This is a genomic window from Hyphomonas pacifica, from assembly GCF_000682675.1.
Classification (GTDB): domain Bacteria; phylum Pseudomonadota; class Alphaproteobacteria; order Caulobacterales; family Hyphomonadaceae; genus Hyphomonas; species Hyphomonas pacifica.
The window spans coordinates 15,662-28,873 of the sequence record NZ_AWFA01000010.1; the positions used below are offsets into that span (position 1 = coordinate 15,662).

General features: G+C 56.0%; 14 protein-coding genes, 1 tRNA gene and 1 other RNA gene. 12 read left to right on the plus strand and 4 right to left on the minus strand.

Annotated features, from left to right (window positions below; all coding sequences use genetic code 11):
- The first annotated feature begins 60 nt into the window (after positions 1-60).
- The 4 genes from rfbF to HY2_RS04480 all read left to right on the plus strand — a co-directional run bounded on the left by rfbF (position 61) and on the right by HY2_RS04480 (position 4,799).
- Positions 61-837, plus strand: coding sequence for a glucose-1-phosphate cytidylyltransferase (gene rfbF, locus HY2_RS04465; protein WP_034825121.1), 777 nt, complete (start codon positions 61-63; stop codon positions 835-837).
- Positions 838-1,031: 194 nt separating this feature from the next.
- A complete protein-coding gene (locus tag HY2_RS04470; RefSeq protein ID WP_034825123.1) occupies positions 1,032-2,324 on the plus strand; it encodes an NAD(P)H-dependent oxidoreductase in 1,293 nt (430 codons plus the stop codon).
- 29 nt (positions 2,325-2,353) lie between these two features.
- Positions 2,354-3,463 carry an NAD-dependent epimerase/dehydratase family protein gene (locus tag HY2_RS04475; protein WP_034825125.1) on the plus strand — a complete coding sequence of 370 codons (1,110 nt, stop codon included), beginning with the start codon at positions 2,354-2,356 and terminating at the stop codon, positions 3,461-3,463.
- Position 3,464: 1 nt separating this feature from the next.
- The gene (locus HY2_RS04480) at positions 3,465-4,799 is read left to right on the plus strand and encodes a UDP-glucose dehydrogenase family protein (protein ID WP_034825127.1); all 1,335 of its coding nucleotides are present in this window, start codon (positions 3,465-3,467) and stop codon (positions 4,797-4,799) included.
- Positions 4,800-4,818: 19 nt separating this feature from the next.
- Here HY2_RS04480 and pabB read toward each other — a convergent pair whose 3' ends face one another.
- Positions 4,819-6,966: an aminodeoxychorismate synthase component I gene (pabB, locus tag HY2_RS17005; protein ID WP_081814920.1), complete on the minus strand. Its 2,148-nt coding sequence runs from the start codon at positions 6,964-6,966 to the stop codon at positions 4,819-4,821.
- Between the two features lie 238 nt (positions 6,967-7,204).
- On the opposite strand from pabB, the gene HY2_RS17010 reads away from it, so the two are divergent.
- The 3 genes from HY2_RS17010 (at position 7,205) to HY2_RS17840 (ending at position 7,880) form a co-directional block, all read left to right on the plus strand.
- The gene (locus HY2_RS17010) at positions 7,205-7,402 is read left to right on the plus strand and encodes a transposase (RefSeq protein ID WP_081814921.1); all 198 of its coding nucleotides are present in this window, start codon (positions 7,205-7,207) and stop codon (positions 7,400-7,402) included.
- Positions 7,403-7,486: 84 nt separating this feature from the next.
- A complete protein-coding gene (locus HY2_RS17450; RefSeq protein ID WP_034825129.1) occupies positions 7,487-7,681 on the plus strand; it encodes a hypothetical protein in 195 nt (64 codons plus the stop codon).
- Positions 7,682-7,709: 28 nt separating this feature from the next.
- The gene (locus HY2_RS17840; protein WP_407066577.1) at positions 7,710-7,880 is read left to right on the plus strand and encodes an integrase core domain-containing protein; all 171 of its coding nucleotides are present in this window, start codon (positions 7,710-7,712) and stop codon (positions 7,878-7,880) included.
- Between the two features lie 106 nt (positions 7,881-7,986).
- Here HY2_RS17840 and HY2_RS04500 read toward each other — a convergent pair.
- Together HY2_RS04500 and HY2_RS04505 are read right to left on the minus strand one after the other, a co-directional pair.
- A tRNA-Gly gene (locus HY2_RS04500) sits at positions 7,987-8,061 on the minus strand.
- 128 nt (positions 8,062-8,189) lie between these two features.
- Positions 8,190-8,654 carry a winged helix-turn-helix transcriptional regulator gene (locus HY2_RS04505; protein WP_034825131.1) on the minus strand — a complete coding sequence of 155 codons (465 nt, stop codon included), beginning with the start codon at positions 8,652-8,654 and terminating at the stop codon, positions 8,190-8,192.
- Between the two features lie 104 nt (positions 8,655-8,758).
- On the opposite strand from HY2_RS04505, the gene HY2_RS04510 reads away from it, so the two are divergent.
- From HY2_RS04510 to HY2_RS16630, 4 genes are all read left to right on the plus strand, one after another.
- The gene (locus HY2_RS04510) at positions 8,759-9,865 is read left to right on the plus strand and encodes an esterase-like activity of phytase family protein (RefSeq protein WP_034825133.1); all 1,107 of its coding nucleotides are present in this window, start codon (positions 8,759-8,761) and stop codon (positions 9,863-9,865) included.
- A 69-nt stretch (positions 9,866-9,934) separates the two neighbouring features.
- Positions 9,935-10,094, plus strand: a non-coding RNA gene (ssrS, locus tag HY2_RS17015) — 6S RNA.
- Between the two features lie 51 nt (positions 10,095-10,145).
- Positions 10,146-10,748 (plus strand): 5-formyltetrahydrofolate cyclo-ligase, encoded by a 603-nt coding sequence (locus HY2_RS04515; RefSeq protein ID WP_034825135.1) that lies wholly within the window; start codon positions 10,146-10,148, stop codon positions 10,746-10,748.
- A gap of 210 nt (positions 10,749-10,958) precedes the next feature.
- On the plus strand, positions 10,959-11,813 hold the full coding sequence (locus HY2_RS16630; protein WP_206740993.1) for a family 16 glycosylhydrolase: 855 nt from the start codon (positions 10,959-10,961) through the stop codon (positions 11,811-11,813).
- Between the two features lie 33 nt (positions 11,814-11,846).
- On the opposite strand, the gene HY2_RS04525 is transcribed toward HY2_RS16630, so the two are convergent.
- Positions 11,847-12,170: a DUF1476 domain-containing protein gene (locus tag HY2_RS04525; RefSeq protein ID WP_034825137.1), complete on the minus strand. Its 324-nt coding sequence runs from the start codon at positions 12,168-12,170 to the stop codon at positions 11,847-11,849.
- A 174-nt stretch (positions 12,171-12,344) separates the two neighbouring features.
- Here HY2_RS04525 and purC point away from each other — a divergent pair, with 174 nt between their 5' ends.
- Positions 12,345-13,118, plus strand: a complete 774-nt coding sequence (purC, locus tag HY2_RS04530; protein ID WP_034825139.1) for a phosphoribosylaminoimidazolesuccinocarboxamide synthase — start codon at positions 12,345-12,347, stop codon at positions 13,116-13,118.
- The last annotated feature ends 94 nt before the right edge of the window (positions 13,119-13,212 follow it).

The window sequence follows — 13,212 nt, forward strand, 5'->3', positions numbered from 1 at the left end:
GTTCAAGCTTAAAACTGGAACAATGTCTGCATAACCGGACAGACAAAGGGAGACATTTTCATGAAAGTCCTGATCCTTGCCGGTGGATTTGGTACGCGCCTCAGCGAAGAAACGACGATCCGTCCGAAACCTATGGTGGAGGTCGGCGCCCGTCCCATTCTGTGGCACATCATGAAAAGTTACTCCCATTACGGTTTTAACGAGTTCGTCGTTTTGGGCGGATACAAGGTTGAATTCATTCGGGATTACTTCCTGAATTACACCCGCACCTCCAGCGATTTTACTGTGGATTTGCAAACCGGGGAACTGGTCTGGCAGCGCCATAACGCCGAGCCGTGGAAGGTGACGGTGCTTGATACCGGCGCAGATTCCATGACTGGCGGGCGTATTCGCCGCGCGCGCGAGATTGTCGGAGATGAAACATTCTGCCTGACCTATGGCGATGGTGTCTCGGATGTGGACATCGCCAAGCTGGTCGAGTTCCATAGAGAGAAAGGCATGGCCTGCACCGTGACAGCCGTTGTGCCGCCTGGCCGCTTTGGTGTGCTGGCCTTTGACGAGTCCGGCGAAAAGGTCGAGGCCTTCCGCGAAAAGGACAAGGAAGATGTCGGCATGATCAATGGCGGCTTCTTTGTCTGTGAGCCATCTGTCTTCGACCTGATCGACGGGGACGATACGGTATGGGAACAGGAGCCCCTGCGCAGGCTGGTCGATGCCGGCCAGCTGGCAGCCTATCGCCATCGCGGCTTCTGGCAGGCTATGGACACGCTGCGTGACCGAAACGTGTTGGAACAGCTGTGGGAGAGCGGCAAGGCCCCGTGGGCTCCGTGGCTCTGAATTGATGTCGGAAAGCCATTAGAATGCGGATCCTTTTGAGACAGAAAGATCAAGCTTTGCCTCATTCGTGCAAGAAGTTCTGAATACACGACGCTTCCATTTGACAAGCGTTTAAGGATGGCCGTTTTAGTCAGTCAGACCCTGACAATCCGGGCATGTTTCTTGCTTTGGGATTGTGCCTCTGGAGTATACTCATGATCATTGTCGATACCGCTCTCGCAAAACGCGCCGAGGAACTGAAACCTTTGCAGGTCGGTCTGTTCGGTGCAGGCTTCATGGCCAAGGGCATCGTCAACCAGGTAACGCGCTACACACCGGGTATGCGGATCGCCACGATCTGCAACCGCACACTGAGCGCCGCCCGTGACGCCTACCATGTAGCCGGAGTGCCGGATGACATGATTGTCGAGTGTACGACCGCTGCGCAGCTGGACGACGCGATCCGCGCAGGCAAGTTCGCGATCACATCGGACATCCAGGTTATGGTCGAGGCCGCAGGCATCGAAGTCGTGATCGAGTCAACCGGCCATGTCGAATATGGCGCCAAGGCCACGATCGCCTCCATCAATGCCGGCAAGCATATGGTATCCATGAATGTAGAGCTGGACGCAACGGTTGGCTCCATCCTTAAGGACAAGGCCGACAAGGCAGGCGTCATCTTGTCAGGTTGTGACGGTGATCAGCCGGGCGTGCAGATGAACCTGTTGCGCTATGTGCAGACGCTGGGCCTGAAGCCCCTGCTCTGCGGCAACATCAAGGGTCTGCAGGATCGCTATCGTAACCCGACCACACAGGCCGCCTTTGCCAAGCAATGGGGCCAGACACCTAACATGGTCACCTCCTTTGCGGACGGCACCAAAATTTCCATGGAGCAGGCTATTGTCGGCAACGCGACCGGCATGAAAGTGGCGCAGCGCGGCATGATTGGCATCGAATACAAGGGCCATGTCGACGAGATGGTCGACATGTACGATCTGGACCAGATGCGCGAACTGGGCGGGATCGTCGACTATGTCGTCGGCGCGAAACCTAGCCCTGGCATCTATGTATTCGCCGAAGCGCAGGACAAAACCCAGGCGCATTATCTGAATTATGGCAAGCTGGGCGAAGGCCCGGTTTATTCCTTCTACGTACCATGGCATCTTACGGCCTTGGAGGTTCATATCTCGGCTGCGCGCGTAGCCTTGTGCACTGACACCGTCATCGCGCCGATTGGCCGACCGACAGTCGAATGCGTAGCCAGTGCGAAGATTGACCTCAAGGCTGGCGAGACGCTGGACGGGCTGGGCTATTACATGACCTATGGCCAATGCGAAAATTACGACACGGCCGTTGCCGAAAACCTGCTGCCCATGGGGCTGGCAGAAAATTGCAAGCTGAAGCGCGATGTTCCGAAGGATCAGGTTCTGACCTGGGACGATGTGGAAGCGCCGACAGACAGCCTGTCTCATGCGCTGCGCGCTGAGCAGGACGCTCTCTATAATTGATGGTTGATTAGACTGACGGGACACCACTCATGAAAACCGCAAACGATATTGTGCAGGAAGACCTGGCTGACATTGGCGACCGTCTGTCTACAGAATTTGGTGAAATGGCAGGAAAAAAGCTGTTGATTGTCGGCGGCGCCGGCTTTCTTGGCTATTATCTGGTACAAGCCCCACTGGCCTGGAACAAGACCGGCAAGGGCGCACCGATTGACGTGACCGTTTATGACAACTGGATCCGGGGAAAGCCTGACTGGATACAGGTGCTGGAAGGCGATGAGCACCTCAAATTGGTTACGCATGACATCACCCATCCGATGCCGGAAGATGCGGAAGACTTTGATTACATCATCCACGCCGCCTCGATTGCCTCTCCGATCTATTACCGGAAATACCCTATCGAAACGATGGATGCGAATGTCGATGGCCTGCGCCACCTGCTGAACTTCGCGATGAAGAAACAAGCCGCCGGCAATCCGCTGTCAGGTTTTCTGTTCTACTCCACGAGCGAGATCTATGGTGATCCGACACCGGAGAATATTCCGACACCGGAGACCTATCGCGGCAATGTCTCCTGCACCGGCCCCCGCGCATGTTATGATGAGTCCAAACGCTATGGTGAAACGCTGTGCGTGAACTTTGCGCGTCAGCATGGCCTGCACATAACGATTGCCCGCCCGTTCAATAATTATGGCCCGGGCCTGAAGATCACCGATCGCCGCGTGCTGCCGGACTTTGCCCGCGATGTGTTCGAAGGTCGTGACATCGTGATGCTGTCTGATGGCTCTCCGACGCGCACTTTCTGCTACATCGCGGATGCGATTGTCGGATACTACAAGGTGCTGGTCAAAGGCGAGCCAGGCGAGAGCTACAATATCGGGACGGATGCGGAAGAAGTCTCGATGGCAAAACTGGCCGATGAAGTTGTGAAGGTCGCCACAGCGAACTGGGACTATAAAGGACAGGTCATCCGGAAGACCTCCAGCGACAAGGAATATCTGACCGATAATCCAAACCGCCGCTGCCCCGTCATTGACAAAGCCCGCAGCCAGCTTGGCTATGAGCCGAAAGTTCATTTCGAAGAGGGCCTTGAACGCGCCCTGATCTGGTATTCCGGAAACATGGTGGCAGAGGACGCCTGATATGAAAGTATCCGTAATCGGCACAGGCTATGTTGGTCTCGTTTCCGGGGCCTGCCTATCGCACTTGGGGCATACAGTCGTTTGCGTGGATGTCGATCCGCGCAAGGTCGACATGATCATGGAAAAGAACCCGCCCATCTATGAGAAGGGCCTTCAGGAATTACTGGACGAGAACGTCCCTGCGCGTCTGACCGCGACGACAGATTTGCGCAAAGCAGTGCTGGAGTCCGACCTGTCGCTCATCGCTGTCGGCACGCCCTTTGACGGCCAGATTATTGACCTCAAATACATCCGTCAGGTCGCAAAGGAAATCGGCGAAGCCCTGAAGGACAAACCTGATTATCACATGGTTGTCGTGAAGAGCACAGTGGTGCCCGGCACAACGACCGATGTGGTTCTGCCCATTCTGGAAGAGGCGTCAGGCAAGACGGCTGGGGTTGATTTCGGCGTTGGCATGAACCCGGAATTCCTGCGTGAAGGCGAAGCGATCGAGGACTTCATGCAGCCTGACCGGATTGTGTTCGGGGGTATTGATGAGCGATCCATCGACTCCCTTGCGGCCCTCTATGAGGTGTTCGACAAGTCAGACAAGGTGCGCACCGATCCGCGCACGGCGGAAATGATCAAGTACACGGCGAACTCGCTACTTGCGACTCTGATCTCCTTCTCCAACGAGATTGCCAATCTCTGCGCTGCACAGAAAGTTGATGTGGCTGAAGCAATGCATGGTGTTCACCTGGACCGCCGCTTCTCACCCATCCTGCCGTCGGGTGAGCGCGTTTCACCTGGCTTTGTATCCTATGTCTGGCCAGGCGCGGGTTTTGGGGGCTCATGCTTCCCGAAGGATGTGAAGGCGCTTGTGGCGCATGGCGAAAATGGCGGCGTGCCGATGCAGCTGCTCAAATCTGTGATTGATGTGAACAATCGCCAGCCCCAGAAAATGGTGGACATGCTGGAGGATCGCCTTGGCGATATCTCCGGACGCAAGGTGACCGTACTGGGTGTAGCTTTCAAGCCGGGCACGGATGACATCCGCGAGAGCCCTGCCATCCCCGTTATTCGTCAGCTTGCAGATAAGGGCGCCCTTTTGACAGCCTTTGACCCGATCGCAAGACATGAAGCGGAGCGGGAACTGGGCGACAAACTTAGTTTCCGCGACACGCTGGACGAGGCCATTGCAGATGCCGAAGCGATCCTAATCATGACAGCATGGCCTGAATTCAAGGCCCTGCCGGAGATGATATCGAAACTGCCTGGCGCGCCCCTCCTTGTGGACGGGCGCAGGATGATCGAAAAGGACAGCGTGCCAAACTATGCCGGCATCGGCCTTCAGTAAATGGAGCGGACAAGCTTGTTCAGCGATGAGGCTGGGCGAGCTCCCGTCCGTCCAAACTTGCGACATCGCGAAGCCCCCACAGGGAATTTGCGCCGAAAATCTGAGCACCCGGCTGTATCAGCTCAGCATATTCAATGGCCCGTATCTCACAGGGCGTTCCCTCTTCCTGGAGACGACGAAGAATGCTGGCGCGCATATAGCCAGGGCGTACGCCCTCTTCTTCCGGCGGCGTCACCCACACACCATCCGCCGTTACGAGGAACAAGTTTCCCATTGCAAAGCAGGCAGGCCGCCCCGCCATATTAAGCATCAGGGATTCATCAGCCCCCGCCTCACTTGCCTGCCGTCGCGCGACAAGATTTTCGCCATAGCTGGTTGATTTAATCTGCGACAGAGGAGACGTTTCGTTTCTGCGAATGGATGCGGTGATCGTCTTCATGGGCGCGTAGGGCCGCGTGTCCGATAGCGGCGTGACACTCAGCACGGTGAGAGGCTCACTGCCTGCTGCCACCGCCCCGCGACCACCTGCCCCGCGACTGACGGTAATCCTCAGGGCGGCATCGCCTGCAACACGCTCCGCCAGCTCCAGAAAAGCCTGCCTTAAAGCCTCGTCCTCGGGCACTCCATTTATTCCGAGAACGGAAAGAGAGCACCGCAGGAGAGCGATGTGTTCATCGAGACCTTCAATGCTGCCGTCTGACAGGCGCAGGGTCTCAAAGCATCCATCGCCAAGCAGAAAGGCCCTGTCCCGTACGGAAACTTCGGGCGAGGCCATCCAGGCCGCTCCCTTGAAGGCAATATCCATGGTTTCGGGTATTGCATACTCCATCAGGGCGCGTGTCATTGCAGATGCCTTATCCAAAGTTTCCTGATATTCCTGAGACGGAATGGAATCCGATACAATTCCACCACCAGAACGGAAATGCCCCTTCCATCGACTAGCGCCCTGTTCTGACAGGGCAACTGATCGGATCAGGATGGAGGAATCCATATTTCCATCAGGGCTCATCCAGAGAAGTGATCCACAATAGGGACCGCGCGCCTCCTGCTCCAGCTCGGTGATAATCTGCATGGCCCGAACTTTTGGCGCGCCTGTGATTGATCCACCTGGAAAAGCCACCCGGATCACATCCAGCGCATCACGCCCTTCTTGCAATTCGCTCGTCACCGTCGAGACAAGGTGGTGGACATTCGCATAGCTCTCAAGCGCATTAAGTTTTGGCACCTTAACGCTACCCGGTTTGGAGACGCGCGAGAGATCGTTGCGCATCAGATCCACAATCATCAGGTTTTCCGCCCGGTCCTTTTCCGAGTTCAACAGGTCGTCGGCCAGGCGTTTGTCTTCATCCGGTGTTCTACCACGAGGGCGTGTGCCTTTGATGGGCTGGGTTGTTACCTGGTGTACGCCAGCGGGGGTCACTTGCACCTTCAAGAAACGTTCGGGCGAGTTCGAGACAAGCGCATGCCCCGGCAAACGATAATAGGCCGAGAACGGCGCTGGACTGTTTTCCGATAGACGGCGCATCAGGTCATAAGGGTGCGCGTCATCCTCCAGCTCAAAATCGAAACGCTGAGATATGTTTGCCTGAAAGCAATCCCCAGCATGGATGTAGGCTACGGTGCGAGCGATACTTTCCTTATACTGCGTATCCGCTATGATTGGGTGGGGCATACCGGAAGCCAAGGCGCAACTACGTGTCGGCGCATCAGACACGCAAATCAGCTGGGACAATGGAGGCCCATCTTTCTTCCCCCAATGCCATCGCCAATATTCCGCCTTTCGCGTAGCATGGTTAAACGCGATAACCTCTGAATAAAGACCCAGGGCAACATCAGGCCACGCTTCCCGAACTGGCTGCGCCTTGAGGTTTGGGACCAAGACTCGTCCATACTCGTACGACAGCAAGCCAGCCCAACCACCACAAAAGGGAGGCGCATCCGCTGGGCGCTGAAACTTCAACTGGTGTGTAAGGGCGCGAACTTCGTCGATATGCCGAGCGTCCGCCGCCATTTGCGTAGTCACCACGCAAACCGGATTTGCGCAGATATAGCTCCATTGTCCGCCAGGGCTGTAAAACAGCAGCGCATAGGCGCTGTCACGCAAGGGCACAAATGCCTCAAGTGGATCGCGCCATGGTATGAGATCGCGGCTAAACACTGTCTTCACCCATTCCTGACGTCACCAAATCAACCAGATTGCCTGTATTAGCCGGGAAGACGCAAAGACGAAAGCAGAGGGTGGGCCGTTATCCTCCCCCCCCCCTTAAAACTGGGCCAAGTTGAGCCTGGTGGTTTAGGCGGTTCAGGAGGTTTTTTTATGGCTAGGAAGCGATATTCAGATGAGGACGTGCTGCGGCTGTGACGTGAGATAGAGGTTTTGCTTGCAGAAGGTCTTGATGTAGTGAGTGCGTGACGCAAGGCACGTGTCGGATGCGACCTTTTATAACTGGCGCAAGAAGTTTGGTGGGGTTGGGCGCACGCAACTGGCCGAGAATAAAGCTCTGGAGAAAGAGAATGCGCGGCTGGAGCGGATCGTGGTGGATCTGGAACTGGACAAGCTGATCCCCCAAGAGACACTTGATTACCTAAAGCCCAAGGCCTGAAGCCCGCTGAAGTGCGTCAGGGCGTGATCCATGTGCGCCAGAGGCTCGACACCTCACAGAGCGGCGCGCCTTCAGGCGGTCGGCATGGCGCGCTCTACACAGCAGTACAAAGCCCGCAAGGCAGACGATGATGAAACGCTGCGCCTGGCCATGATACACATTCGATCTGACAATGGCCCGGAGTTTGTTGCCTCAGGCCTGCAGGACTGGCTGGTACGTGTGGGTATCCGACCGTTGCATATCTATACCGGGAGCCACCTTGGAAAAGGGGTACAATGAACGCTTCGAACGACCCCTCAGGCGAGAGGTGCTGAACGCTGAATGGTTTACCTCACTCCACCAGGCCCAGACCGCCATCAACACCTGGCTCAGACAATACAATCGTGTCCGGCCTCACCAGACCCTCAGCATGCGACACCCGCGCCAGAAACTCGATTGCAAAATGGCCCATAAACTGGGGGCTGGACACGGAGGCTAGCGCAAGCCGCTGCATCTTTGGAGGGAAAAGCTTACTCCGAACTTACTTGGCCTCGTAGCCGCAATTTGCGGCTACTGGCAAGACCTTGTTTTTCGGTAGTTTTTATTGGAGCGGGCGATGAGATTCGAACTCACGACCCCAACCTTGGCAAGGTTGTGCTCTACCCCTGAGCTACGCCCGCGTCCTATAGGGTATGTCACGACGTCTCCGCCGAGAGGCGTGATAAAGCGCATCACGCTGGCCTTTGCAAGGTGGAATTTCGGCAAATCTGCACAAAATGCAGATGGATGCCAAAACCCCCTTTATCCGCTAGCCTCTCAACACAGCGCGGATCTGATCCGGACGCACTTCACGGCCCTCCAAGTCCACAAAAGCGGCGCGAATCGCGCTCTTTGAGCCCGCCTTGGTAAAACTGATGGGCGGTGTCTCACCCTGCCCCAGCCACGCGTCACCCCACTGCGTCAACCCGATTAGGATCGGCCGCAGGGAGAGCCCCATGGAAGAAAGTGTGTATTCCGGCCTCGCGCGCTTGCCTGGCGACTTGTAGGATCGCTTGGTCAGCAGACCAGCTTCGACAAGATTCTTTAGGCGCCCTGACAGGACTGTACGCGGACAGCCAAGTTCGGCCTGAAAGTCATCGAACCGCCGGACACCATAAAGGGCGGCGCGTAGGATGAGCAGCGTCCAGCGATCTCCGATAGTATCAATCGCCCGGGCAAGATTGCAGGAGTCAGGCGGAACAGGCGAGCGGCGGGCAAGAGGTATCTGTGACATGACATATGTCTTGGATAAGTTCGCTTTTTAAATCCAGAGTCTTTGACGACTCTGTCGCAAATTTCAGCGATAAGCTGCCTCTCGCCAGAAGAGGAAACCGATTCATGCGCACCATTTTGCTATGCCTTTTGATGCTGCCGACCTTGCCGATCAGTTGCACTGCGCCATCCGAGTCAGAACGCCCACATCCGACATTAAGCAGCTCGGGCATTACGGAATCGACTGGCAATGCAGCCTCTTTGAAGATTATCGAAAACAGCTGTCCAACTGGCGCCCAAAAGATTGCGCCCACGCCCATCGACATTCAGGCCACATCCATACCTCTTTGGCCAGAGGACAAGACCGATGACCTGCCCACCGGAATACGTTTCCTTGGCGGGTGGGTGCTGACATCATCACATCAGGGTTTTGGCGGACTGTCGGGCATAGACTTGCTGTCTGATGGCAGCCTGCTGACCGTGTCTGACGAGGGCGCGTTCGTATGGATAGACATGAGCAATGATGCGCCAGCTGGAAGCGGCAAATTTGCCTATATGCGCGGTCCCGATGGGAGCTATCTGCGCGGCAAAACGGACGGAGATTCCGAGGGGCTCGCTCTGGATGGCGGCATAGCCTATGTCAGCTTTGAACGGCGCCATCGCATTGAGGCGTTTGCGCTGGAGGCTTGTGGCGCAGAGGCCCGATCCGTCTTGGTCAGCACCTTACCAAGAGAGATCGATGGCACACGTATACATGAGAATGCCGGGGCAGAGGCACTAGCCCTGAACAAACGCACACTACAGGCAGGCTTTGAACAGGTCATCAATGGCCGTTCGGCGGTGGCCATTTCATCCGTTGAAACATCCTCTATCGAGATGCTCGATCCTGTCGCTTCCGGCTATGGCGGCCCCTTGGTGGGCATGTCAGATGCCTCGCCAAGGGCCTCAGATGACGGCCAGCAAGTCACTTTCGCATTACGTCGGCAGTTCAATCCCCTCTTTGGCAACCGCCTGACCATTGAGGCACGTTATTCAGATGCCGATGGGCACGCGCTCTCGGCTAACGGCCAGCCGCTGCTCAAACTGTCTCCACCGATGAACGTCGACAATTTTGAAGGCATTACCGCAAAGCTGCAGTCGGACGGCAGCTATCGGCTATGGCTAATCTCTGACAACAATTTCAGCCCCAGACAAAGAACCTTGCTATACGCCTTTGATATCACCCTGCCGTGAAGCATTTGCACCACGGCGCATCAATCCCTCTTACAAAGGGATGCGGGGCGGATTACATCATACCCAGCACAAGGGCTGCTGCGTTTGCAATGGGACTGATCTCCGGCGACCTTACTTACCGTCAGGGAGCTGGCAATCTGGTCCGGACCGTGGTCCGGGCTCACCTGGCACCCACCTAGTCTCTAGGTTGACGGGAGTGAATATGCCCAGCGGCGTTGGTGGTTCTTGTGCGCATATAATCTGGTGACGCCAGAGCATATGGCCGCTAAGGCTGCTGTAGATGACCGAGACCATAGACAAAACCGATCTGCGACACCGTATGCGCACCCTGAGGGCTGAGGCTGCTGCGCGCGATCCCGATGCCGCCGAGACCCTGGCCGAGCAATTTCCCATGAAATTGTTAGAGCGCTACGGGCCTGTCGTCGCAGGCTATGTGGCGATCAATGAAGAGATCGACCCAGCCCCCCTGATGAAGCGCCTGGCGAAGGCTGGCGCAGAGCTTTGTCTGCCCCGCATTGAGGATGGCGGAGAATTAACCTGGCGCCTGTGGTCTGCCGGCGAAACACTCGAACGCCGTCCCTTTGGCCTGCTTGAGCCTGCTGAAGATGCGCCCGTTGCCACGCCCACTCTTATCCTGACGCCCTTGTTGGCGTTCGACGGCATGGGCAACCGCCTCGGCTATGGCAAAGGCCATTATGATCGTGCATTTGAAAAACTGCGGGCAAATGGCAGAGCGTTCGCCTGCGCCCTGGCCTATCCAGCGCAACAGATCGATCAAGTTCCTGCTGAAGATCATGACCAACCCCTGGACTGGGCAGTTACCCCAATCGGCTCAATTCCGCTCTTCATGATGCGAAACATGAAAAGCCTGACAGACAGCTAGGACGTCCAAAAACTTGGCGCATTTCTTGCGAAACACCTCAAAAGGTAAACGCAAAGCAGTGAAATGCAGTCTTCAGACAAAACAGACGAAAAGAGATGGCTCGGCCGTTTCAGTAATATTGATGCCATAACGGGACTTTGCGTACTCGCAGTGTTCCTTTTCGGGATTGCAGCCGCGTTCTCTTCCAAAGACACTCGTAATCTCACCGTCGTGGCAGACGTGCCCATTTACTATCCTGTCGCACCTCCAGAGGCTGCGCCTGCGCCGTCAGATGCCGCGGATAAACTGGCACCAGAGGCTGCGCCTCAGCCCGCTCCTGCGCCGGACCAGCCCCAGGCAAAGCAACTCGCCAATTCTAGCCCGGCCTTTATCTCGCTCTTGGGAGACGATCGTCTTGAGGCCTCTTACTATCTATCCCAGAGCAAAGCCCCTCGGGACTTTTATGGTGGCCGTTGGGCCCCCGAAAACATTGAAAGCACCGCAAATGGCACAACGTTCAGCGTGAAGAAGGAGGGCAATACAGACGTGCCCTTCTCGATCGCGGAGGCCAGCACTTACAAGCGCTATGGCTATGGGCGCTATGAAGCGATCATGCAGATTGGCAAGGGATCAGGCCTCGTATCTGCTTTCTTCACCTATACCGGCCCCTATTTCGGGGACCCGCATGACGAAGTGGATATCGAGTTTCTGGGTAAGGACACGACCAAGATCCACTTCAACTACTGGCGCAATGGAAAGCGTGGCAAGTTCGCCACCTTCGATCTGCCCTTTGATGCCTCTGAAGGCCCACACCTTTATGCGTTCGAATGGCTGCCGGACCGCATTACCTGGTACGTCGATGGCGTGCCCTATTATGCGAGCGAGCTGAATGACCCCTTCATTCCCAAAACAGCCGGGAAGGTTCATTTCAGTCACTGGACCGGCATTCCCAAGATGCGGGAATGGCATGGCAAGCCTGATTTCGGTACTGAGGCTGTCACGACAGTCAGCTGCTCGTCTTTCACCCCCATGGGCGAAGACAAACGGTCTTGCAGTGATGTCTACAAGGAAAAGAAAAACTCCTGAGCCGCCCTTGCGGAGGCTCAGGAGACAGAAATGTTATTTATCTTTGAGGATTTGCTCACGGGCGATGGGCAGCAATTGCGCCATCTGTTCGCGAATACGCGCATCAGTCCGGTCAATTCCAGCTTCATCAAAATCCTTGCGAACCTTGCGAAACACGTCCTCATCGCCAGCCTCTTCCAAGTCTGCCAGGACAACAGATTTTGCATAGGCCTCAGCGTCAGCACCGCTCAGCCCCATCAGGTCCGCAGCCCAAATGCCAAGCAGCTTGTTGCGGCGTGCCATCACTTTGAACTGGGTTTCCTGATCCAATGCATAGCGTGCCTCTTCTGCGCGCTCGCGATCATCAAATGTGCTCATGAAATGGCCTTTCTGAAAGGTGGTCTTCTTCTGGGTGCATATAGGGGCTGACATGAGGTGTGCGCAATAATTGTTTCTTTGGGCAGATTGGCGTAACAGTCGCGCTTTCTGGGGTTGCTGTTCACGATTCTCGTTACAGGCGAACCAGATCCTTTTGCAGGAGGCCCGGTACGTATGAACAAGAAACGCGTAATCTATGAGGGCAAGGCCAAGATTCTCTATGAAGGCCCGGAACCCGGTACGCTGATCCAGTACTTCAAGGACGATGCGACCGCATTTAACGCAGAAAAACGCGCCGTCCTGGATGGCAAGGGTGTCCTGAACAATCGCATCAGCGAATTCATGATGACGCGCCTTTCCGCCGTAGGTATCCCGACACACTTCATCCGCCGCCTCAATATGCGTGAGCAGCTGATCAAGAAAGTGGACATCATTCCTCTGGAGGTCGTTGTGCGTAACGTTGCCGCTGGCACGCTCTCCAAGCGCCTCGGCATTGAAGAGGGGCAGGTTCTTCCCCGCCCGATGGTCGAATTCTATTATAAGGACGATGCCTTGGGTGATCCGTTGGTCACCGAAGAGCATATCGCTGCGTTCGGGTGGGCCGGTCCGCAGGAATATGATGACCTGATCTCTCTGGCGTTGCGCGTGAATGATTTCATGTCTGGCCTGTTTGCAGCTGTCGGCATTCGCCTTATCGACTTCAAACTTGAGTTTGGCCGCCATTATGATGGTGACAGCGAAGTGCCGCGCATCCTGCTGGCTGACGAGATCAGCCCGGATAGCTGCCGTCTCTGGGATTTTGAGACGGGCAACAAGCTGGACAAGGACCGCTTCCGCCGTGACATGGGCGGTGTGACAGAGGCATATGCCGAAGTCGCACGCCGTTTGGGCATCCTTAAGGAGTCTGGTGAAACGGACAATGTGGTCAGCTTCAACGGGGGCAAATAGCCCCCAATCGCCCTGGGGCAACAACCTGCATACCCGCGCTGCCTGTCTGTTCCAATGACAACGCAATTGGGCTAAACGGAGCCCGACTCAGACT

Bases quoted from the DNA above. Each gene is read 5' to 3' on its own strand.
- HY2_RS17450 (WP_034825129.1), top strand. From the start codon at position 7,487: ATGGCGCGCTCTACACAGCAGTACAAAGCCCGCAAGGCAGACGATGAT.
- HY2_RS04475 (WP_034825125.1), top strand. From the start codon at position 2,354: ATGAAAACCGCAAACGATATTGTGCAGGAAGACCTGGCTGACATTGGC.
- HY2_RS04480 (WP_034825127.1), top strand. From the start codon at position 3,465: ATGAAAGTATCCGTAATCGGCACAGGCTATGTTGGTCTCGTTTCCGGG.
- HY2_RS04515 (WP_034825135.1), top strand. From the start codon at position 10,146: ATGACCGAGACCATAGACAAAACCGATCTGCGACACCGTATGCGCACC.
- rfbF (WP_034825121.1), top strand. From the start codon at position 61: ATGAAAGTCCTGATCCTTGCCGGTGGATTTGGTACGCGCCTCAGCGAA.
- HY2_RS04505 (WP_034825131.1), bottom strand. From the start codon at position 8,654: ATGTCACAGATACCTCTTGCCCGCCGCTCGCCTGTTCCGCCTGACTCC.
- HY2_RS04525 (WP_034825137.1), bottom strand. From the start codon at position 12,170: ATGAGCACATTTGATGATCGCGAGCGCGCAGAAGAGGCACGCTATGCA.
- HY2_RS04510 (WP_034825133.1), top strand. From the start codon at position 8,759: ATGCGCACCATTTTGCTATGCCTTTTGATGCTGCCGACCTTGCCGATC.
- HY2_RS04470 (WP_034825123.1), top strand. From the start codon at position 1,032: ATGATCATTGTCGATACCGCTCTCGCAAAACGCGCCGAGGAACTGAAA.
- purC (WP_034825139.1), top strand. From the start codon at position 12,345: ATGAACAAGAAACGCGTAATCTATGAGGGCAAGGCCAAGATTCTCTAT.